Annotated in this window: 19 protein-coding genes; 14 read left to right on the plus strand and 5 right to left on the minus strand. The window is 63.7% G+C overall.

The features are described 5' to 3' along the window. On the minus strand, positions 1–1,581 hold the full coding sequence (locus C5P05_RS25260; protein ID WP_114972622.1) for an MFS transporter: 1,581 nt from the start codon (positions 1,579–1,581) through the stop codon (positions 1–3). A 121-nt stretch (positions 1,582–1,702) separates the two neighbouring features. On the opposite strand from C5P05_RS25260, the gene C5P05_RS25265 reads away from it, so the two are divergent. The 7 genes from C5P05_RS25265 (at position 1,703) to C5P05_RS25295 (ending at position 7,360) form a co-directional block, all read left to right on the plus strand. Next, on the plus strand, positions 1,703–1,921 hold the full coding sequence (locus C5P05_RS25265; RefSeq protein ID WP_114972623.1) for a SlyX family protein: 219 nt from the start codon (positions 1,703–1,705) through the stop codon (positions 1,919–1,921). 61 nt (positions 1,922–1,982) lie between these two features. Then, positions 1,983–2,579, plus strand: coding sequence for a thioredoxin fold domain-containing protein (locus tag C5P05_RS25270; RefSeq protein WP_114972624.1), 597 nt, complete (start codon positions 1,983–1,985; stop codon positions 2,577–2,579). A gap of 193 nt (positions 2,580–2,772) precedes the next feature. After that, entirely contained in the window at positions 2,773–3,852 is a 1,080-nt protein-coding gene (hppD, locus tag C5P05_RS25275) for a 4-hydroxyphenylpyruvate dioxygenase (RefSeq protein WP_114972625.1), read from the plus strand. Positions 3,853–3,869: 17 nt separating this feature from the next. Then, complete coding sequence (locus C5P05_RS25280; protein ID WP_114972626.1) at positions 3,870–4,409, plus strand: VOC family protein; 540 nt, start codon at positions 3,870–3,872, stop codon at positions 4,407–4,409. A gap of 11 nt (positions 4,410–4,420) precedes the next feature. Beyond that, positions 4,421–5,725 carry a fumarylacetoacetase gene (gene fahA / locus C5P05_RS25285; protein WP_114972704.1) on the plus strand — a complete coding sequence of 435 codons (1,305 nt, stop codon included), beginning with the start codon at positions 4,421–4,423 and terminating at the stop codon, positions 5,723–5,725. A 34-nt stretch (positions 5,726–5,759) separates the two neighbouring features. Beyond that, positions 5,760–6,659, plus strand: coding sequence for a phenylalanine 4-monooxygenase (gene phhA, locus C5P05_RS25290; protein ID WP_114972627.1), 900 nt, complete (start codon positions 5,760–5,762; stop codon positions 6,657–6,659). Then, positions 6,656–7,360, plus strand: a complete 705-nt coding sequence (locus tag C5P05_RS25295; RefSeq protein ID WP_114972628.1) for an SDR family NAD(P)-dependent oxidoreductase — start codon at positions 6,656–6,658, stop codon at positions 7,358–7,360. Before phhA ends, C5P05_RS25295 begins: the two co-directional genes overlap by 4 nt. 29 nt (positions 7,361–7,389) lie before the next feature. Here C5P05_RS25295 and C5P05_RS25300 read toward each other — a convergent pair whose 3' ends face one another. After that, the gene (locus C5P05_RS25300) at positions 7,390–8,220 is read right to left on the minus strand and encodes an IclR family transcriptional regulator (RefSeq protein WP_114972629.1); all 831 of its coding nucleotides are present in this window, start codon (positions 8,218–8,220) and stop codon (positions 7,390–7,392) included. Between the two features lie 154 nt (positions 8,221–8,374). Between C5P05_RS25300 and C5P05_RS25305 the strand changes: the two genes are divergently transcribed. The 7 genes from C5P05_RS25305 (at position 8,375) to C5P05_RS25335 (ending at position 16,049) form a co-directional block, all read left to right on the plus strand. Then, complete coding sequence (locus C5P05_RS25305; protein ID WP_114972630.1) at positions 8,375–9,334, plus strand: MBL fold metallo-hydrolase; 960 nt, start codon at positions 8,375–8,377, stop codon at positions 9,332–9,334. A 26-nt stretch (positions 9,335–9,360) separates the two neighbouring features. Next, entirely contained in the window at positions 9,361–11,043 is a 1,683-nt protein-coding gene (locus C5P05_RS25310) for an FAD-dependent oxidoreductase (protein WP_114972631.1), read from the plus strand. An 11-nt stretch (positions 11,044–11,054) separates the two neighbouring features. After that, a complete protein-coding gene (locus tag C5P05_RS25315; RefSeq protein ID WP_114972632.1) occupies positions 11,055–11,243 on the plus strand; it encodes a DUF2783 domain-containing protein in 189 nt (62 codons plus the stop codon). 30 nt (positions 11,244–11,273) lie between these two features. Then, complete coding sequence (locus C5P05_RS25320; protein ID WP_114972633.1) at positions 11,274–12,233, plus strand: Bug family tripartite tricarboxylate transporter substrate binding protein; 960 nt, start codon at positions 11,274–11,276, stop codon at positions 12,231–12,233. Between the two features lie 87 nt (positions 12,234–12,320). Beyond that, the gene (gene hmgA, locus C5P05_RS25325; RefSeq protein ID WP_114972634.1) at positions 12,321–13,625 is read left to right on the plus strand and encodes a homogentisate 1,2-dioxygenase; all 1,305 of its coding nucleotides are present in this window, start codon (positions 12,321–12,323) and stop codon (positions 13,623–13,625) included. Continuing rightward, the gene (gene fahA, locus C5P05_RS25330; RefSeq protein WP_114972635.1) at positions 13,622–14,905 is read left to right on the plus strand and encodes a fumarylacetoacetase; all 1,284 of its coding nucleotides are present in this window, start codon (positions 13,622–13,624) and stop codon (positions 14,903–14,905) included. The genes hmgA and fahA (C5P05_RS25330) overlap by 4 nt, the downstream gene beginning before the upstream one ends. A gap of 163 nt (positions 14,906–15,068) precedes the next feature. Continuing rightward, entirely contained in the window at positions 15,069–16,049 is a 981-nt protein-coding gene (locus tag C5P05_RS25335; RefSeq protein WP_114972636.1) for a helix-turn-helix domain-containing protein, read from the plus strand. Between the two features lie 27 nt (positions 16,050–16,076). On the opposite strand, the gene C5P05_RS35050 is transcribed toward C5P05_RS25335, so the two are convergent. From C5P05_RS35050 to C5P05_RS25350, 3 genes are all read right to left on the minus strand, one after another. After that, positions 16,077–17,672: a methyl-accepting chemotaxis protein gene (locus tag C5P05_RS35050; RefSeq protein ID WP_114972637.1), complete on the minus strand. Its 1,596-nt coding sequence runs from the start codon at positions 17,670–17,672 to the stop codon at positions 16,077–16,079. Positions 17,673–17,757: 85 nt separating this feature from the next. Then, positions 17,758–18,963, minus strand: a complete 1,206-nt coding sequence (locus C5P05_RS25345; protein ID WP_114972638.1) for an ABC transporter substrate-binding protein — start codon at positions 18,961–18,963, stop codon at positions 17,758–17,760. A gap of 85 nt (positions 18,964–19,048) precedes the next feature. Next, entirely contained in the window at positions 19,049–20,848 is a 1,800-nt protein-coding gene (locus tag C5P05_RS25350) for a carboxylesterase/lipase family protein (protein WP_114972639.1), read from the minus strand. Between the last annotated feature and the right edge of the window lie 3 nt (positions 20,849–20,851).

Here is a 20,851-nt window from a genome sequence, read left to right on the forward strand (position 1 = left end):
TCAGCGCTCGGCGATGTAGTGCGACATACGCGCGCTTTCGCCGTTCGCCAGGAAGGCACGCACCTCGGCTTCCAGCGTGTGATCGGCCACCGTGGCCCGGGCGCGTTGGTGCAGGTAGTCGGCCCACGAGGTCACGATGAAACGCTCCACATAGCGGGACGGTATGCCCAAGTCCTTGTAGACGCGCCAGAAAGTGGCACCGTCGCGCCGGCGCGGATCCTTCATTTGGCTGATGGTGTCGAGAAAGGCGCGGTCCTCGCCGGGGCGGATGCGGTAGCCGACCTCGACCGCCACCGGCCCGGCCTCGGGGCTGGGCTCTGCTTCCACGAACAGCTCGTCCCAGGGCGTGCCCTGCGTCACTTCATGCACGGCACCCACCCGCAATGGAAACGGGCGCGCCAGCAGCAGGCCGGCGGCCATCAGCAGGCCAGCGGCGACCAAGGCGGCGGTCAGCCCGGCGATGTCAGACACCGCGCCCCAGAAGGCCGAACCGATGGCGAAGGCGCCCAACGAGGCCACGATATGCATGGCCACCGCACGCGAGCGCACCCACGGCGGTGCGCTGGACTGCGTGGCGGTGTTGAAGGTGGACATGGCCGCCATCCACGCGGCCCCGCCCACGGCCATGGCGCCGTACACCAGTACGGGAACGCGGACCCACGCGGCCAGCAGCATGACGGCGGAAAACGCCACGCAGCTGGCGCCTACGACGGCGTCGAGTCCGAAACGCGCGCGCATGCGACCGATGACCAGACCGGCGACCACCGCGCCCGTGCCCAGGCAACCCATCAACAGGCCGAAACCTTGCGCGCCGCTGCCCAGCTGGCGCTGTGCAATCACCGGCAGCAAGGCCCACAGTGCTGAACCGGCCGCACTGTAGGCCATGGCCCGCACCAGTTGCGCCAGGATCATGCGCGAGTGCCAGGCAAAGCGCAGTCCGCTGAGCGTGCCGCCCCACAGGCGCTCGGCCGGCAGACGCGAGGGCGGATGCGCGCGTGGCGGCCAACGCCGGATCGATTCCCACATCACCAGCGTCGTGAATACGGTGACCGCGAACACCCAGCCCGCGCCCAGCCAGACAAACAGCAGACCGGCGAGTGTGGGTCCGATGGCGCGCGCCGCGTTGTAGGCAATGCCGACGGCGGTGATGGCCTGCGGCCATTCGTCGCGGGGAACCGGGTCCACCACCGACGAGTTCCAGGCCGGCGTCAGCACCGCCGTGCAGCAGCCACACACAAACACCAGAAAAAGCACCGATGCCGGCCCACCCCAACCGCCCAGCACCAACAAAGCCAGCAGCGCGCAGGCGCCCACCTGCGCCAGCAGCGCGTTGGAGATCAGACGGCGGCGATCGGTGGTGTCGGCCAGCACGCCCGCCGGCAGCGCCAACAGGAACATGGGCAGGAATACCGCCGTCTGCACCAGCGCGGCCAGAAAGGACGAACCGGTGAGCTCGATCATGAGCCAGGCGGCCGCCATGGTCTGCATGCCGTTGCCGATGAAAAAAACGCCACCGCAAAGCCACAGTCCACGAAAAGCCGGCTGGCGCAGCGGACTCCAGATTGAGGGGGTGATCGGCATAGGTCATTATTTCCCAGAAGTTGCGACCCGCCGTATTGACTGGCGCAAATCCCGGTATGCCAAGCAGTGTTTCGGGGCGGGCGGGCCGGATGCATCCCCTGAATTCAGGTCCAATAGCAGCATGGAACACCCACACGACACCGACCAGCGCCTGACCGATCTGGAAATCAAGGCCAGCTTCACCGAAGACCTGCTGGATCAACTGAACCAGGTCATCGTCCGCCAACAGCAGCAAATCGACACGCTGATTCGCGAGATCGGCCACCTTCGACACGCCGGCACGCAGGGCAGCGCCGGCGTGTCGCGCAACCCGCACGACGATTTGCCACCCCATTACTGACGGTCCGCCCCGTAATTTCCCAACGCGCTAACCATCATCCAACCCTACCAAGAGGTCTCCCTTGAAACTCCATCGCCTGTCTTTCTCATCCCTGTTGTTTCCATTCCTGCTGCTCATGGCGCTAGCCCTCGGTGCCTGCTCCCCGCAGGAGTCGTCCACCTCGGCAGCCCCGGCCAAACGCGAACTGTCCCTGGAGACAGTGGCGGCTCAGGCCAAAGGTTTTAGCGCGGGGGCCTTGATGAGCACCCATATCGCTTATGTCTTTTTTGACGCCCAGTGCCCGCACTGCGGCCACCTGTGGCAGGCGTCTGAACCGCTGCACAAAAAAGTGAAGTTTGTGTGGATTCCCGTCGGCATGATCAATGCGACCAGCACGGCACAAGGCGCCGCGCTGCTGACGGCGGCCAACCCCGTGGCCCTGATGAGCGAGCACGAAGCGTCCCTGCTGGCGGGCAAGGGCGGCGTGTCAGCCTCCGCCAGCATCGCACCCGATGTGGAAAAAGCCATAAAAGCCAATACCCAGTTGTTGAACAGTTTTGGCGTGGAAGGTGTCCCGTTCATCGTGACCAAGAACCTGAAGTCCGGTCAGACCGTGAGCCGGGACGGGGCCATGAGCACGACCGCGCTGGCCGAATTATTGGGCGTGGACGCCCCGTAGTCGGCCGCTTTGCGGGTCCATCGCGTGAAGTTGGACGGAACCTGCCATGCCGAAGTCGGTCCAAATACCGAACGCGCTCAAAACATGCGCCAAGAACATGGATGAGGCGATAAATCGCATGAAAACTGTGCAGCACTTGCACCATGATTGCCAGTTCAAAAACACACCCACCCACTTTTGAAGGACGCACACCATGGCTGATTTATTCGACAACCCGATGGGCCTGATGGGCTTTGAATTCGTCGAGTTCGCTTCGCCCACGCCGGGCGTGCTGGAACCGGTGTTCGAGCGCATGGGCTTCACCTTGGTGGCCAAGCACCGCTCCAAGGACGTGGTGCTGTACCGCCAGGGCGATATCAACTTCATCATCAACCGCGAACCCAAGAGCGTGGCCGGCTACTTTGCCGCCGAGCACGGCCCTTGCGCCTGCGGCATGGCGTTCCGGGTCAAGGATTCGCACCACGCCTACAAGCGCGCGCTGGAACTCGGCGCCCAGCCGATCGAACTCAACCCCGGCCCGATGGAGCTGAACCTACCCGCCATCAAGGGCATTGGCGGCGCGCCGCTGTACCTGATTGACCGTTTTGAAGAAGGCAAATCGATCTACGACATCGACTTTGATTTCGTCGAGGGCGTGGAGCGGCACCCGGTCGGCCATGGCCTCAAGCTGATCGACCACCTGACGCACAACGTGTACCGCGGGCGCATGGCATTCTGGGGCGGCTTCTACGAGCGGCTGTTCAACTTCCGGGAAATTCGCTACTTCGACATCCAGGGCGAGTACACCGGACTGACCTCGCGCGCCATGACCGCGCCCGACGGCAAGATCCGCATCCCGCTGAACGAGGAATCGAAACAGGGCGGCGGCCAGATCGAGGAATTCCTGCTGAAGTTCAACGGCGAAGGCATCCAGCACATTGCGCTGATCTGCGACGACCTGTTGACGACGGTGGACAAGCTTGCCTTGGCCGGCGTGCCGCTGATGACGGCGCCGAGCGAAAGCTATTACGAAATGCTCGACGCCCGCCTGCCCGGCCACGGCCAGCCGGTGGCCGAGTTGCAGACACGCGGCATCCTGCTCGACGGCAGCACGGAGGGGGGTAACCCGCGCCTGCTGCTGCAGATCTTCTCGGACACCCAGCTCGGCCCGGTGTTCTTCGAGTTCATCCAGCGCAAGGGCGACGAGGGCTTTGGCGAGGGCAACTTCAAGGCGCTGTTCGAGTCGCTGGAGCGCGACCAGGTTCGTCGGGGCGTGCTCGAAGTCGCCGCCTAACACCAGAAGGAAGAACCATGAAAATCGACCGCATTCACCACGTCGCCTACCGCTGCAAGGACGCCAAAGAGACTGTGCTCTGGTACCAGAAGATGCTCAACATGGACTTCGTGCTGGCCATCGCCGAAGACCTGGTGCCCTCGACCAAGGCGCCCGACCCCTATATGCACGTCTTTCTGGACGCCGGCCAGGGCAATGTGCTGGCCTTCTTCGAGCTGCCGACGCAGCCACCGATGGGACGCGACCCCAACACCCCGACCTGGGTGCAGCACATTGCCTTTCGCGTGAAAGACCGGGCCGAGCTGCTCGAATTCCGGACCCACCTGGAAGCCAACGGCGTGGAGGTGCTGGGTGTCACCGACCACGGTGCCTTCCACTCGATCTACTTCTTCGACCCGAACGGCCACCGGCTGGAGCTGGCCTGCCCGGACCCCGAGGAGGAAGCCATGATCCAGCGGCTGGACGCCGTGAAATGGGAGATGCTGGAAGAATGGTCGCAGACCAAACGCGCGCCCAAGCAAGGCGCCTTCCTGCACGAGCGCGAGTTCAAGGCATGAAGGGGCAGGCCATGAATACAGCGCCTGCGCCCGGGCTGAACGACACGCACGACCCATTGCTGCAAAGCTGGGTAGCCTCCGCCAACACGCCTGAGACGGATTTCCCGCTGCAGAACCTGCCGTTTGGCCGCTTCCGCCTGGCGGGTGATCCGGACTGGCGCATCGGTGTCGCCATCGGCGACCAGGTGCTGGACCTGCGCGCCGCCCGGGTGATCGACAGCAACGACATGAACCGGCTCATGCGGCTCTTGCCCGAGGTTCGACGCAGCTTGCGCCAGGCGATCTCGGCCGGCTTGCGCGTCGGCAGCGCGCAGCAAGACACGTTCAAGGCCGCGCTGCACGCGCAATCCGACGTCGAGCTGGGCCTGCCCTGCGAGATTGGCGACTACACCGATTTCTACACCAGCGTGCACCACGCCACCACCATCGGCAAGCAGCTGCGCCCCGAGAATCCGCTGCTGCCCAATTACAAATGGGTGCCGATCGGCTACCACGGACGCGCTTCCAGCATCGTGCCCAGCGGCACCGGCTTTCACCGCCCCAATGGCCAGACCAAGGCGCCCGATGCGGAGCGCCCAAGCTTCGGCCCCTGCCGCCGGCTCGATTACGAGCTGGAGCTGGGCGTGCTTATCGCCCGCCCGAACGCCCTGGGCCAGCCGATTGCCATGGCCGATGCTGAGGCGCATGTGTTCGGCCTGGCCCTGTTCAACGACTGGAGCGCGCGTGACATCCAGGCCTGGGAATACCAGCCGCTGGGGCCATTCCTGTCGAAGAACTTTGCCAGCACGCTCTCGCCCTGGGTGGTGACGCTCGATGCGCTGGCGCCGTTTCGCGCGCCGTTCGGCCGGCCCGAGGGCGACCCTGAACCCTTGAATTACCTTGCATCGCCCGCCAACAGTTCGCATGGCGCTATCAATATTGAGCTGGAAGTGTGGCTACAAACCGCGCGGATGTGTCAAGCCGGCCATGCGGGCGACAAGCTGTCGCAGTCCAACTACGCGGACGCTTACTGGAGCGTGGCCCAACTGGTGGCGCACCACACGGTCAATGGCTGCAATCTGCGCGCCGGCGATCTGTTCGGCACCGGCACGCTGTCGGGTCCGAACCCGGAGCAAGGCGGCTCGCTGATGGAGCTCAGCAGCGGCGGCAAGCGGCCGTTTACCTTGTCGAATGGCGAAACCCGCAGCTACCTGGAAGACGGCGACACGGTCATCCTGCGCGCCTACTGCGTGCGTGAAGGCTACCGGCGCATCGGCTTCGGCGAGTGTCGCGGCACGGTATTGCCGGCCCGCACCCTGGACCAGCAGACTTTATAAATTGCTTTTCATTTGCCACAGGCCGAGGAGCCCCATGCTGCAACCACTGAACGCGCCGGTCAAACACGGACTGGCGGCGGGCGAAACGGCTCGCCCGGAGCGAACCGACTGGACCATTGACCAGGGCTGGGCCCACTACAGCACCCAAGAACATGCCACCTGGAAAACGCTGTTCGAACGCCAGAGCAAGCTGCTGCCCGGGCGCGCCTGCGACGAGTTCGTGCAAGGCATGCGTGAGCTGCCGATCGGTGCCGACGAGATTCCCGACTTTCGCCGCCTGAGCGATGTCTTGATGAAACACACCGGCTGGCAAGTCGTTGCCGTGCCGGGTCTGGTCCCCGACGAGGTGTTCTTCGAACATCTGGCGAACCGGCGCTTCCCGGCCGGCCACTTCATCCGCAAGCCGCATCAGCTGGACTATCTGGAGGAGCCCGATGTATTTCACGACGTGTTCGGCCATGTCCCGATGCTGATGAACCCCGCCATCGCCGATTACATCCAGGCCTATGGTGTTGGCGGACTGCGGGCGCAGAAGTTGGGCGTGCTCGACAAACTGGCACGCGTGTACTGGTACACCGTTGAGTTCGGCCTGGTGAAACAGAAAGACGGCTTGCGCATCTATGGTTCGGGCATTGCCTCCTCGGCATCGGAGAGCGTCTTTGCCCTCGACGATGCGTCGCCGAACCGGGTGCGCTTCGATCTGGAGCGGGTGATGCGCACCCGTTACCGCATCGACGATTTTCAGGAGACCTACTTCGTGATCGAAGACCTGGACGAACTGCTGGAACTGGCCCGCATCGACTTCGGCAGCCTCTACCAGCGCGTGCAGGGCCAGCCCGAGTATGAGCCTGGCACGGTATTGCCCACGGATCGGGTCCTCACACGGGGCACCGGCCACTACCACGACACCAAGCGCCAGGGAGAATCGGCATGAGTTTCGAACATCAAACCGTGATGGTGACAGGGGCCGCGGGCAACCTGGGCCAAGCCGTGGCCGCGGCCTTCGCCGCACAAGGCGCGCGCCTGGTGCTGCTGGACCGTCAGCTCGATGCACTGCGCGCGGCCTTCGGCGAGGAAGGCGCAGACCGCCTGTTTGTGCCTGTGGACTTGCTGGATGCCCAGCAGGTCGCGGCTGCGCTCGCTGCCGCGCTCGGGCGCTTCGGGCGCGTTGACGTGCTGTGCAACCTCGCCGGCGGCTTTCGCATGGGCGAAGCCGTGCATGAAACCAGTCACAGCACTTGGGACTTTCTGCAGGACATCAACGTTCGCACGCTGCTGAACATGGTGCACGCCGTGGTGCCGCACATGCTGGCGCGTGGCGGCGGCAAGGTCGTCAATATCGGGGCGTTTGCGGCGCAAAAGGGTGCGGCACAGATGGGCGCCTACGGCGCCGCCAAGCGCAGCGTCATGCACCTGACCGAAGCCATGGCCGCCGAGTTGCGCGAGAAAAACATCAACGTCAACTGCGTACTGCCGACCATCATCGACACGCCCGAGAACCGCGCCGCAATGCCCGATGCCGACCCGTCCCGCTGGGTCGCGCCCCAGGACCTCGCCAGTGTGATCGTTTTCCTGGCCTCGGATGCGGCACGCGCCGTGCATGGCGTGACCTTGCCGGTAACAGGTTTGAGCTGAATGACACTGCAGGGCGAACCCCGTGAAGGTTACGACCCGATTGATGTCTTAACCCGGTAACCGAGGCGCAGCGACACATCCGCCGCCGCCTGGCGCACGGCGCGGGCCATGTCGGAGTCCCAGTCCGCCGGAAAATTGTCCTCATGCCCCAATGCCGTGATCACCAGCACGGCTTTGCCCTCGTGATCAAAGGCGGCGGCGCTGAAGGCATTGACGCCGGGAATCGGACGGCCTGCGGCGCGCACCACGCCATGCTGGCGCAGTTCCGCCTGAATATCCTGGATTTCCTGGGCCACGTCTTTCACGTCGCTGCGGTCGAGCCGCCGTGGGCCATCGCCAAAAGCGCCCTGCATGGCTTGCTCCAGTTGATGCCGAGGCAGCGTGGCGGCAAAGGCTCGCCCGGTCGCCGTGCCGAGGATAGACATGACCGTGCCCATGCGCATGCTGACATGCAATGGCTGGCTGGCTTCGATGTAGCGCACGATGGTGGGGCCGAAATTGGCCCACACCGCGACGGCCACAGTCTGGTCAATCGCCAGCGCCAGCGCCTCGGCCACCGGCGTGGCGACCTTCAAGGGGTCGAGCTGGTGCAGGCAGCTCAGGCCCACCTGCAACGCGGCCGCACCCAGCGCGTAGCGGCCCGTCACCGCATCCTGCTCGATCAGCCGCAGCCGGCCAAAGCTCACCAGATAGGGGTGCGCGCGCGACGCCGGCAGGCCGGCTTGGGCCGCCAGGTCCTTGAGCGTCATCGGGGTTGACTGCTCGGCCAGCGCCAGCAGCAGCCGCCCGCCGATCTCGATCGACTGCACGGACCGCTGTTCCTTGGGCTCGTCCGGGGAATCGTTTTCGTCTGTGCGCATGCTTGGGTTTCTCCGGTGAGGTGGCAAAGGTGAGCGCTGCTTACAGCTGCAATCATTCTACAAATAAGTTTGACAATGACAAACTTATTTGTAGAATTGACAAACTTATTTGCAATAGACTAACTTTAACCCATCTACAAAACTGGAGACCCCTATGAGTACCGTCAAAAAATTCGCCAGCCAGGCTGACCTGGAAGAAAAGAAGGTCACCTTCAGCCAGATCTCCGAGCACGCCTGGGCCTATACCGCCGAAGGCGACCCCAACACCGGCATCATCATCGGCGATGACTGTGTGCTGGTGGCCGACACCCAGGCTACTCCTTCGATGGCGGCCGATGTCGTGCGCCGCATCCGCGAAGTGACCGACAAGCCCATCAAGTACGTCGTGCTCACCCACTACCACGCGGTGCGCGTGCTAGGCGCGGCGGCCTACCAGCCCGAGCAGATCCTGGCGAGCCAGGACACGTACGACCTGATCGTCGAGCGCGGCGAGCAGGACAAGGCGAGCGAGATCGGCCGCTTTCCGCGCCTGTTTCAAAACGTCGAGACCGTGCCGCCCGGCATGACCTGGCCCACCATGACGTTTACCGGCAAGATGACGCTGTGGCTGGACAAGCTCGAAGTGCAACTGTTGCAGCTCGGCCGCGGCCACACCAAGGGCGACACGGTGGTCTGGCTGCCGCAGGAGCGCACGCTGCTGTCCGGTGACCTGGTCGAGTTCGACGCCACGCCTTACGCCGGCGACGCCTACTTCAAGGACTGGCCGCAAACGCTCGACAATCTGGCCGCGCTCAAACCGGCCGCGCTGGTGCCCGGCCGCGGCGCCGCGCTTACCACGCCCGAGCAGGTGGCCCAGGGTCTGGCCGGCACGCGCGGCTTCATCGCCGACGTTTATGCCAGCGTCCAAGAGGGCGTGAAAGCCGGCAAGGATCTCAATGCCGTCTACAAGGACACGTACGCCAGGCTCAAGCCCAAGTATGGCCAGTGGGTGATCTTTGACCACTGCATGCCGTTTGACGTGACGCGCTGCTACGACGAGGCCACCCAGTACCCCGACCCGCGCATCTGGACGGCCGAGCGCGACACGCAGATGTGGCAGACCCTGGAAGGCTGATCCGCACCACGCCAGAGGAGACAAAAATGAAATTACAAGAGCTTCAAAACACCGACGCCGGCGAAGTGAACTACCAGAAGCTGGCGTTCGACTACGCGCGCCATGCCGACCAGGACGCCGATCCGCCCGCGCGCCGTCCGGTGGTGGTGGTGGGCGCCGGCCCGGTGGGCCTGGCGCTGGCCATCGACCTGGCGCAGCAGAACGTGCCGGTGGTGCTGCTCGACAACGACTGCACACTCTCGACCGGCTCGCGCGCCATCTGCTTTGCCAAACGCACGCTCGAGGTGTTCGACCGCCTGGGCTGCGGCCAGCGCATGACAAACAAGGGCGTCTCGTGGAACGTCGGCCGCGTGTTCTTCAAGAACGATCCGATCTACAGCTTCAACCTGCTGCCCGAAGCTGGCTACGAGCGGCCCGCCTTCATCAACCTGCAGCAGTACTACGTCGAGGGCTACCTGGCCGAGCGCGCGGCTGGGCTGCCGCTGATCGACCTGCGCTGGAAAAACAAGGTGGTGGGCGTTGAGCAGAAGGCCGATCATGCGTTGTTGACTGTCGAAACGCCCGAAGGCAACTACCAGATCGCCGCCGGCTACGTCGCCGCCTGCGACGGCTCGCGCTCTTCGGTGCGCCAGCTCATCGGGCAGGAGAGCAAGGGCCGCATCTTCAAGGACCGTTTTCTCATTGCCGACGTAAAGATGAAGCTGGACCGGCCAGCAGAGCGCTGGTTCTGGTTTGACCCCGAGTTTCATCCGAACCAGAGCGTGCTGCTGCACATGCAGCCCGACAACGTCTGGCGTATCGACTTCCAGCTCGGCTGGGATGCCGATCCCGAGCACGAGAAGAAACCCGAGAACATCATTCCGCGCGTCAAGGCGCTGCTGGCCAACTCGGAGATGAAGGACGCGCAGTTCGAACTCGAATGGGCCAGCGTCTACACCTTCGCCTGCCTGCGCATGGACAGTTTCCGCCACGGCCGCGTGCTGTTCGCCGGCGACTCGGCGCACGGCGTGTCGCCCTTCGGCGCCCGCGGTGCCAACTCGGGCGTGCAGGACGCCGAGAACCTGGCCTGGAAACTGGCGGCCGTGCTGCGTGGCGACGCGCCTGACGCGCTGCTCGACAGCTACGCCAGCGAGCGCGAATACGCGGCCGACGAGAACATCCGCAACTCCACCCGTGCCACCGACTTCATCACGCCCAAGAGCGAGATCAGCCGGCTGTTCCGCGACGCAGTGCTTGAACTGGCCAAGCGCCACGACTTTGCGCGCACGCTGGTCAACAGTGGCCGGCTCTCGGTGCCGTCCACGCTGCACGGTTCAGTGCTGAACACCGCCGATGCCGACGTCTTCGAAGGCAAGCTGGTACCCGGCGCACCGGCCGCCGACGCGCCTGTCGTGCGGGCCGACGGCAGCGCCGGCTGGCTGCTGCGCGCACTGAACCCTGCCGGTTTCAGTGCGCTGGTATTCGGTGACGACAGTGGTGGCGGTGATTTGGCCGAGCGCAGCGTACGCGCGGTCGCCGAGGCGGACCCGAGCGTGAAGCTCGTGCGCATCGCGTTGAACAAAAGCCATGCACTCGCCGCGCAGCGCTACGACGCCCGGCCCGGCACGGTCTACCTGCTGCGGCCCGACCACCACGTCTGCGCACGCTGGCGGCAACCGGACATACAAGCCGTCCGCGCCGCATTGGACCACGCACTCGCCAAAGCATGAAGGAACTCGCCATGAAGCTGATCACCACCCCGAACCTCGACGCGCCCGACGATTTTTACGAGGCGATGATCGAAGCCCACCAGGGACTCTCGACCGAAGAGAGCCACGCCTTCAACGCGCGCCTCGTGCTGGTACTGGCCAACCATATCGGCGCGCTGGCTGTGCTGCGCGAGGCCTTCACCGCAGCGCAGCGCGCCTGATTCCCGCATCCCAACCCCCAAGGAGACAACATGAAATTCACTGCCCGCATTTTCGCCCTTGCCCTGTCGTTCACGGCCTTCACGGCAACGGCGCAAGACAGCAAACCGATCGAATGGGTCGTCGGCTACGCTGCCGGCGGCGGCTCCGACGCGGTGGCGCGCGCCACCGCCGAAGCCATGGCCAAGAACCTCGGCCAGACCATCATCATCAACAACAAGCCCGGCGCGGCGACCAACATCGCGGCCGACTATGTGGCACGCTCAAAAGACTATGGCCATATGCTGTTCACGGCCGATTTCGCGACACTCGCGGCCAATCCCTTCTTGTTTTCCAAACTCAGCTACAACGCCGAAAAAGACCTGGCGCCGGTCGGCATGCTGGCCCGCTTTCCGCTGGTGCTGGTGGTGGGTGCGAACATCCCGGTGAAAAACTTCAAGGAGTTCCTGGCCTGGGCCAAGGCGCAGCCGAACGGTATCAACTACGCCTCGGCCGGCGCGGGCAGTCCGCACCACCTGGCGACCGAAATGCTGCGCGAGAAAACCGGCCTCAAGATGACGCACGTGCCCTACCGGGGCGCGGCGCCGGCGATGCAGGACATCCTGGGCGGCGTCGTGCCCTTCATGCTGGTCGATAGCGCGAGCGGCAACCAGTTCGTATTGGCCGGCAAGGTCAAGGCCATTGGCGTGGCAAGCGCCCAGCGCATTGCCTCCTTGCCCGACGTGCCGACGCTTGCCGAGCAGGGCCTGACCGGCTTCGAGGCCTACGCCTGGCAAGGTCTCTCGGTGTCCGCCGGCACGCCACCCGAGACAGTCACCAAGCTCAACAAGGCGCTGATTGACGCGCTGAATTCGACGACGCTCAAGGCCCGCTTTCAGGCGCTCGGTGTCGAGGGCCTGCCCGGTACGCCTGCGCAGATGGCCAGCTACGTCAAGAGCGAGCGCGAACGCTGGGGCCGCTTGATTCGCGACAACGGCATCAAGGTTGACTGAAAAAAGGGGTGAAATTCCCCTTCACCCCCCGTATTTATTGCGTAAACGACTATTAAATTCATAGCATCTTCGACACTGCGAGACCCCATGACGAACGCAAGCACCACCGAACTGCGCTATCAGAGCGGTTTTGGCAACGAATACGCCACCGAAGCCGTGGCCGGAGCACTGCCGCAAGGGCGCAACAGCCCGCAGCGCGCGCCCCTGGACCTCTACCCCGAACTGATCTCGGGTACGGCCTTCACCGCGCCGCGCCACGAGAATCGCCGCAGCTGGCTCTACCGCCGCCAGCCCTCGGTCGTGGTGGGCCGCTACCAGCCCTACGCCCAGCCGCACTGGACCACCGGCGGCGACCGCGGCATTGCGTTGCCGCCCGAGCCGCTGCGCTGGCACCCGATGCCCCTGGGGGACACGCCAGCCGACTTTATCGACGGCATCCGCACCCTTGCCGCCAACGGCGATGCAGAAACGCAGACCGGCATCGCTGCCCATGTCTACCTCGCCAGCCACTCGATGCAACGCCGTGCCTTTGTCAATGCTGACGGTGAGCTGCTCATCGTGCCGCAGCAGGGCCGGCTGCTGATCACCACCGAAATGGGCGTGCTCGACGTCAAGCCGGGCGAGATCGCGCTGGTGCCACGCGGTGTGGCATTCAAAGTGGCATTGCCCGATGGCCCCTCGCGCGGCTACCTGTGCGAGAACTACGGGGCCCAGTTCCGCCTGCCCGAGCTGGGGCCGATTGGCTCCAACGGCCTCGCCAATGCGCGCGACTTCCAGGCACCCGTCGCTGCCGTCGAAGAAGAGGCCGGCGACTACGAGCTCATCAAGAAATTCGGTGGCCACTTCTGGCGCGCGCCGGCCGGGCAGTCGCCTTTCAACGTGGTCGCGTGGCACGGCAACCTGGCCCCGGTGAAGTACGACACCGCGAACTTCATGACCATCGGCTCGATCAGCTTTGACCACCCCGATCCGTCGATCTTCACGGTGCTGACCTCGCCGAGCGACACGCCCGGCACGGCCAACTGCGACTTCGTGATCTTCCCGCCGCGCTGGCTCGTGATGGAGGATACATTCCGCCCACCCTGGTATCACCGCAACCTGATGAGCGAATTCATGGGGCTGGTCTACGGCGAATACGATGCCAAGCCCGGCGGTTTTAAACCGGGCGGTGCCAGCCTGCACAACTGCATGGTGCCGCATGGCCCCGACAAGGAAGCCTTCGAGAAAGCCAGCCACGCCGATCTCAAGCCACACAAGCTCGACAACACGCTGGCCTTCATGTTCGAGAGCCGCTTACGCTTTATTCCGACGAACTGGGCGCTGCAAAGCCCCGCACTCGACACCGATTACGCCGACTGCTGGGCCGGCCTCAAGGACCCATTCAAGTCATGAACAATCCATTGAACGAAACCCACGCTCCGGAGCTGCGCAGCTGGGTGGCATCGGCCAACCAGGTCGGCTGCGACTTCCCGATCCAGAACCTGCCGTTCGGGCGTTTTCGGCCCGCAGGAAGTGGCGAAGCCTTCCGCATAGGCGTCGCGATTGGCGATCAGGTGCTCGACCTGCAGGCGGCGGGCCTCATTGACACGGACGACATGAGCATAGTGATGGCCAAGGGCCCGGCCGAGCGGCTGGCATTGCGCGCTGCTATTTCGGCCGGTCTGGCCGAAGGCAGCTGTCAGCAGTCGGCTTGGGCTAAAGCCCTGCATGCGCAGGCCGACGTGGCGCTGGGCCTGCCGTGCGAGATCGGCGACTACACCGATTTCTACACCAGCATCCACCACGCCACCACGATCGGCAAGCAGCTCCGGCCCGACAACCCGCTGCTGCCCAACTACCAATGGGTGCCCATCGGCTACCACGGGCGCGCCTCCAGCATCGTGCCCAGCGGCAGCGTCTTGCATCGCCCCAATGGCCAGACCAAGATGCCCGAGCAGGACACGCCGAGCCTGGGGCCGAGTCGCCGGCTCGACTACGAGCTGGAGCTGGGCGTGCTCATCGCCCGCCCCAACGCCTTGGGCGAGCCGATTGCCATGGCCGACGCCGAGGACCATGTGTTTGGCCTGGCCCTGTTCAACGACTGGAGCGCGCGTGATCTCCAGGCCTGGGAGTACCAGCCGCTGGGGCCGTTTTTGTCGAAGAACTTCGCCAGCACGCTGTCGCCCTGGGTGGTGACCCTGGACGCGCTGGCGCCGTTTCGCGCACCGTTTCACCGGCCCGAGGGCCATCCCCAACCCCTGAATTACCTCGATGCGCCCGCCAACCGGGCACAAGGCGCTATTGATATTGAACTGGAAGTGTGGCTGCAAACGGCGCAGATGCGCGCTGCGGGCCAGGCCGGCGAGCGCCTCTCCAGCGCCAACTACCTGGACGCCTACTGGACGGTGGCCCAGCTGGTGGCGCACCACACGGTCAATGGCTGCAACCTGCGCGCCGGCGACTTGTTCGGCTCGGGCACGCTCTCCGGCCCGCAGCCCGAGCAGGGCGGCTCGCTGATGGAGTTGAGTGCGGGCGGCAAGCGGCCCTTGACTTTGTCGAATGGCGAAACCCGGGCATGGCTCGAAGACGGCGACACCGTCATTCTGCGCGGCTACTGCCAGCGTGAGGGCTTTCGGCGCATCGGCTTTGGGGAGTGCCGCGGCACGGTGCTGCCGGCTGCCAGGAGCGTTTAAGCAATGCAATCCTGACGACGACACTCACCTGAATGGGACGATTGATGGCAAGTGACAATTATTTACCCCCTTTGGTTTTTGGCCCGATCATTCTTAAATTCAAATAATAAGTTCAGAGCAATTCACTTATTAAATTACTCAGTGAACGAGGAGACAACAGGCGATGAATCATCTGCACTTCACGACCATGCATGAAGAAGCGAATGACCAGGCTGAGGCATGGGGTCATTTCACCAAACGCTTTTTTGGAAAATTGAAGGTAACTCCGCTGGACAGGGGGCCTATGGATGCCACGCTTGATGCCTATGACGTGGGTCCACTGCGCATTGTTCATATTGCCGCGCCCGCGCACCAAGTGGAACGGGACCGGCAATGTGGCGATTTGCCGTCTGACGATTTCTACAAATTGGTTCTACAAATGCGAGGCCATGGCTTGATCCGTCAGCATGGCCAGAGTTTCAATCTGAACCCGGGTGACTGGAGTCTGTACGATCCACAGGTTCCGTATTCAATCACCAACACGGACCGGTCCTCGCTATTGGTAGTGCAGGTACCACGTCCAAAGCTGAAGGGTTTCAAGATACCGAAGCTTCACACCTCCATGGCCCGTAGCAGCGGCGCCATGGGTCTTCATGCTGTGTTTGCAAGCTTCCTGCATTCACTGTCGGAGCAACTCCCTGCTTTGCCGGATGCCTCCGGCCTGGCGCTGAGTGATTCAATCCTGGGCCTGCTGGCGTCGACCCTCGCAGAGTACCAAGAAAGCCAAAATGGACAAATGGCACTTCCCGCTGTATTGAAGCAACGCGTCATGCAGTATTTGCAGACCCACTTGGCGGAGGCTGACCTCAGCATCGAACGCATAGCGCGTGCCATGAACTGTTCGAAGCGATACCTGCATCTGGTTTTTGAAGACGAGGAATGTAGTTTGGAGCGACGCATCTGGGCGACGCGGCTGGAACGCTGCGAGAAAGCGTTGAGTATTGCCACGGACCAACAGCGTAGCATTTCCGAGATCGCCTTCTCATGTGGATTTGCCAGCTCAGCACACTTTTGCCGAATGTTCAAGGCTCGGTTTGGAATGCCACCGAGCGAGTATCGCAAGCATTCGACAGCAACCCAGAACGGCCAATCAGTGTGCCATTGAGATACGCCGGTGGCTGCCGGGGCGCTGCTATAGCAATCGTAGTGCAAGCATGTCAGAAGCCGTCCCGTCCCCATCGCCATCAGGCGCCCCGGCATCTAACTTGAATGACGCAACCACTTTCACAAGATCATAGGCCTGCGCCTTCAGGCTGCTGGCCGCTGCCGCCATTTCTTCTACCAAGGCGGCATTCTGTTGGGTGGCCCCATCTATCTGGTTGATTGTCTCGTCCACCTGTGCGACACCCACAGCTTGCTGATGGCTGGCCGTAGTGATTTCTCCCATGATATCCGTCACGCGTCGGATGCTGCTTACCACTTCGGTCATGGTGCTGCCCGCCTTGTCAACCAGGCTCGCGCCATGCTCAACACGCCCGACACTTGCGCTGATGAGGCTCTTGATTTCCTTGGCAGCTTCTGCGGAGCGGCCCGCCAGGCTGCGCACTTCACTCGCGACCACTGCAAAGCCACGTCCCTGCTCACCTGCACGTGCGGCCTCAACCGCCGCATTGAGCGCAAGAATATTGGTCTGGAACGCAATGCCGTCAATCACGCTGATAATGTCTGCAATCTTGCGGGACGATTCATGAATCCCCTTCATGGTCTCAACCACCTGTGCTACATCCTGTCCACCTTGCACAGCCACCGAAGAAGCGTTGAGTGCAAGCTGATTGGCCAGTCGGGCCGACTCCGCATTGTGTTTGACCGTTGCGTTGAGTTCTTCCATGCTGGCTGCGGTTTCCTCCAGTGCACTGGCTTGACTTTCCGTGCGTGCCGACAAATCATGGTTGCCGTGGGCTATCTCGGAGCTCGCCGCTAAAACAACATCGGAACCTTGTCTTACGCTGGAAACGACTTGCGCAAGACTGGTCTGCATGTCATGCAAAGCCGTCAAGAGTTGTGCCATTTCATTGGTGCCGGAATAGTCGATATGCAAAGTCAGATCCCCGGAGGCGACCGTGCGGGTCAGCTCCAACGCCTGCTTCAACGGCACCGTAACCGAGCGAGTCAGCTTCCAGGCAATCCCCAATCCGCCAAACAATGACAGCAGCATGACTGCGACAAACATGGAGGTTGTCACACGGTATTGTGCATTCTCCGTCTTGTAGAGAATCTCGGACTCCCTGAGCTGAATGTCGGTCAATTGATCCAACTCCAAACCAACCGGCTCCGTTGCAGCGTAGACGGGCCGGATCAACGCCGCTATGGACGACAGGTCCCCGGACTCCAGAGCCTCGTGCAACTGGGCAATGACTGGATCAAAGGCGCGCAAGAGTCCATTGACTGTCGCAACGCGCTGCCCTTCCTCTCCGATCAAATGCGTGGCGCTGTAAGCCGCCCACTGCTTCTTGAAGGTTGCGATGGCGTCGTCAAGGACTTTGAGAGAGCTCTGAGGAGCGCTGAGGCCCGTGGCGGACTTGACCATCGTATCGAGCACCTTTCCTGTCAACATGTCGGAGGCGCCCTTGAGCTGTTTCAAAGCAACAACGCGTCCGTCATACATCGCCTTCAAGGCTTGGTTGGCCGTCCGGACTTGGTACAAGCCAAACAGTGACACGAAAAGCACCGTCAGAATCAACGCAATAAAGCCTGCATAGAGACTCGTCGAAATTTTGATATTTTTCATTGGCGATCTTTCCGTCCAGGAAATGTGTCAATCAACCGGCGGCCCGGCGCGGCGTCTCGAGAGGAAGGGCTTGAAACCGAATGTCTCATGGCGCAACCACCCAGAACGGGCTGGCTATACGCCAGGCACCCTGCTCGAGCCTCATCGGCAACGCGGCACGATTCGGGTTGTGAGCGCCGCCGCTTCCAACGCTGAAGGGCGTGCCGATCATTGACAGCTCCATGCCGGACACGGCACGCAGTGCATTGGCGACGCGCTCACGGGTAATCTCGCCTTCCATGTCGCGCAGCAGCCGCAAAAAGACCTGCGCAGCAATATAGCCGCCCTGCGAGAACGACGACATCGGCACCTTGCCGCGCCGCATCACCGCTCGCCAATCGGTCAGCGACATCGAGCGGCTCGACCAGGGCTCGAACTCGGCCATGCAGTAAATCGGCAGCGCGGACCCGCGCAGCTCGGTGGCCACGCGCTCGGTGTAGGCCGGCGTCAGGAAGATCGTGGGCACGCCGGCCAGCACGCTCATTTGCTGCGCGGCGTGCACCCATTGCAGCACCATCGGCTCGACGCCGGTGTGCACCACCGAATCGCATCGCTTGTCCACGGCCTGCCGCACCAGCGCCACCGCGTCGTCACTCGGGTTGAAGTGCACAGTGTGCGCGATGGCTACGCCGGACTGGGCACTCCAAGCCGCCAGTACCGACTGGTAGGAGCTTCGCGTGCCGGGCAGGTCCAGGATGAAGGCACAAGGGCGTGTGGACCCGAGCGTTCGCGTGAACTGCAGCGCATTGCGCGTTGCGAGGTAGGGGCCGGTATTGACTGGCACCACGTGGCTGGAGGTGAAGCAAGCGGGTTCAATGCCGGTGCCCTGCAGCGACACCACGTCGGCTTGCTGGTAAAACGCCGCGTTGCTTGCGCAATCGACAATGCTTGCACTGCCGACCAGCGCGACGACGTGCTGTTCATCGACCAGCCGCCGCGCTGCGCGTATCGCTTGGGCAGGATCGCCGCGATCGTCCTCGACAATCAGTTCGAGGCGGCGCCCTCGGACTCCGCCATTCGCGTTCACGACGTCGAACAGGGCGCGCACCGAAGCGCTCGATTCCGGGAATTGCGCCGGGCCGCTGAGGCTGCTGACCGCTCCGACGCGAATCGGACCGTTGCGCTCAACCACGCTGGCCGCCATGCAAGACATGGTGGCCGTCAGCGCCGTCAGGGCACACGCCATAGCGCGACGCCAATGCGTCTTCTTGCGCGCCGGGTAAGCCAGCAGCAGCTGGCGGTGCTTGTTCATGATTGGGTTCCTCCGTATTGCAAACCGATCGGCTGTCGAGACTCCAAGCGGCACAGTGACGCAGTAGCACAGCGTCCTATCTTTTTCAGACCTCCGTGACCGGCCGGAATGCCGATGCGGGGTGTGAGCAGCGGAACGCACGGCCCCACTTGGCGTATTCCTCTTCGCTGCCGTGGCCCGCGAACGGCGGTGCCCACAAGAACACGCGCGCATAGATACGGCAACGTGAATCGCCCGATCTGACGTGTGGCGATAGCCGCAGCAACTCCTTGAGCGACGCAATGTCCTGGCGCACGGCCGCCATGCGCAGCCCTCCCCCAGCCGGGGTATCGATCAACAGCGTTTCAGCGGCTGCGCCTTGTGTGCGCCGTTGCCATTGCGCGCCGCCGGACAAGCCTGGCACCCCCGTGCGCGCAAAGCTCGTCCACGCGTCGCCCATGGCCTGTGCCACGGCGCGCCTGCCAGCGCGGTTGAATGGCGTGTTGACACCGAAGATGTCCAACTCGCCCGCCGTGTCGCGGAAGGCGAACGCCATCTCCATGCCGTGCGCCGCACCGAGCAGGATGTCGGGGCGTATGAGAGGAACGGCGGGTGCTTCGTCCCAGTCGAAGCGGTAGGTCCAGACGTCACCGTGCCCACCGGCAAGCATCGCATCAGCAGGTTCTTCGACATGCAACGCGCGCCAGGCCTGCGAGTGGAAGTCCGATTCGGTGATGTACTCGGCGCGATCCCGAAGCAAGGGCAGCTTGCCGAACAGCAGCCGCACATGCTCTGGCTTGTCGGCCAGGAAAGTGCGGTACTCGTCGCGGTTGCTGCCCAGGATCACGGGCACGCGGTTCCATGCGCCACGGCGAAAGACCTCGGGCAGCGGATCGCGCGGCAGCACCACGCCGTCGCGCACGGGACGTGGGCTCAGGCAAATGCCGACGCTCCCCGGTTTGAACACGCGCAGCAATTCCTCGGGCGCGAGTGAGCGCAGCCACGTCGCCAGCTCGGTCGCGGGCACGGCGCGCAGCGCTTGATCGGCAGCATCCACATCCAGCGCGCGGCCGGCCGCCGCCCACAGCCGCGCGGCCACCTCGTGCGAGCTGGTACGCTGGCTCTCCAGCGGCGAGTCATTGCGCTCGGTGGCCTCGTGGACGCTGAAGGTCTCGGCCACCGGCGACTGCGCGATAGCGCGATGGAAGAGCCCTGCGGCCAGCGGGCTGGCCAGCAGCGTCAGCACGTTCTGGCCGCCCGCGGACTCGCCGAAGATCGTCACACAGCCCGGGTCGCCGCCGAAAGCCGCGATGTTGTCGCGCACCCAGCACAACGAGGCGATCAGGTCCAGCGTGCCGAAATTACCCGAGCGCTCTTCAGGCGTGGCCGCGTCTGCCTCGTGTAATGCGGGGTGGCAGAACCAGCCCAGTACGCCGAGCCGGTAGTTGACCGTGACGACAAGCATGCCGTCGTGCGAAGCGTAGTTGCGTGCGGCGTCGTAGCTTGCCGAGGTGCCCACCGCATTGCCGCCACCGTGGATCCACACCATCACCGGACGGCGCTGGCCGCTGGCGGGCACGGCTGCGGGCGGCCAGGAGGGTGCAAAAACGTTCAGAGACAGGCAGTCCTCGTCGCCCACGATGCGGCCGTATAGCTTGGCCGGCACCGGCGCCAGCAAGCCGGCGTACTGTGGCGCCATCGGCCCATGTTCCAGCGCGTGAAACACGCCGTCCCACGCCGACACCGGCTGCGGTGCGCGCCAGCGAAGAGCGTCGACGGGCGGCCGCGCGTAACGGATGCCGCGCCAGGCGTGCGTGCCGTCGGCTTCGCGTGAGCCGATGAGTTCGCCGCCAGCGATGCGGCGATGGGTATCGGGGTGCGGAGTGCGGGTGGATTTGTGCGTCATGCG

Source organism: Rhodoferax ferrireducens, assembly GCF_003347515.1.
In the GTDB taxonomy this organism is placed as follows: domain Bacteria; phylum Pseudomonadota; class Gammaproteobacteria; order Burkholderiales; family Burkholderiaceae_C; genus Rhodoferax.

Coding starts and splice junctions, on each gene's coding strand:
- C5P05_RS25345 (WP_114972638.1), bottom strand. CDS start 18,963: ATGAACAAGCACCGCCAGCTGCTGCTGGCTTACCCGGCGCGCAAGAAG.
- C5P05_RS25310 (WP_114972631.1), top strand. CDS start 9,361: ATGAAATTACAAGAGCTTCAAAACACCGACGCCGGCGAAGTGAACTAC.
- C5P05_RS35050 (WP_114972637.1), bottom strand. CDS start 17,672: ATGAAAAATATCAAAATTTCGACGAGTCTCTATGCAGGCTTTATTGCG.
- hppD (WP_114972625.1), top strand. CDS start 2,773: ATGGCTGATTTATTCGACAACCCGATGGGCCTGATGGGCTTTGAATTC.
- C5P05_RS25315 (WP_114972632.1), top strand. CDS start 11,055: ATGAAGCTGATCACCACCCCGAACCTCGACGCGCCCGACGATTTTTAC.
- C5P05_RS25280 (WP_114972626.1), top strand. CDS start 3,870: ATGAAAATCGACCGCATTCACCACGTCGCCTACCGCTGCAAGGACGCC.
- C5P05_RS25295 (WP_114972628.1), top strand. CDS start 6,656: ATGAGTTTCGAACATCAAACCGTGATGGTGACAGGGGCCGCGGGCAAC.
- fahA (WP_114972635.1), top strand. CDS start 13,622: ATGAACAATCCATTGAACGAAACCCACGCTCCGGAGCTGCGCAGCTGG.
- hmgA (WP_114972634.1), top strand. CDS start 12,321: ATGACGAACGCAAGCACCACCGAACTGCGCTATCAGAGCGGTTTTGGC.
- phhA (WP_114972627.1), top strand. CDS start 5,760: ATGCTGCAACCACTGAACGCGCCGGTCAAACACGGACTGGCGGCGGGC.
- C5P05_RS25320 (WP_114972633.1), top strand. CDS start 11,274: ATGAAATTCACTGCCCGCATTTTCGCCCTTGCCCTGTCGTTCACGGCC.
- C5P05_RS25335 (WP_114972636.1), top strand. CDS start 15,069: ATGAATCATCTGCACTTCACGACCATGCATGAAGAAGCGAATGACCAG.
- C5P05_RS25305 (WP_114972630.1), top strand. CDS start 8,375: ATGAGTACCGTCAAAAAATTCGCCAGCCAGGCTGACCTGGAAGAAAAG.
- C5P05_RS25350 (WP_114972639.1), bottom strand. CDS start 20,848: ATGACGCACAAATCCACCCGCACTCCGCACCCCGATACCCATCGCCGC.
- C5P05_RS25260 (WP_114972622.1), bottom strand. CDS start 1,581: ATGCCGATCACCCCCTCAATCTGGAGTCCGCTGCGCCAGCCGGCTTTT.
- C5P05_RS25265 (WP_114972623.1), top strand. CDS start 1,703: ATGGAACACCCACACGACACCGACCAGCGCCTGACCGATCTGGAAATC.
- fahA (WP_114972704.1), top strand. CDS start 4,421: ATGAATACAGCGCCTGCGCCCGGGCTGAACGACACGCACGACCCATTG.
- C5P05_RS25300 (WP_114972629.1), bottom strand. CDS start 8,220: ATGCGCACAGACGAAAACGATTCCCCGGACGAGCCCAAGGAACAGCGG.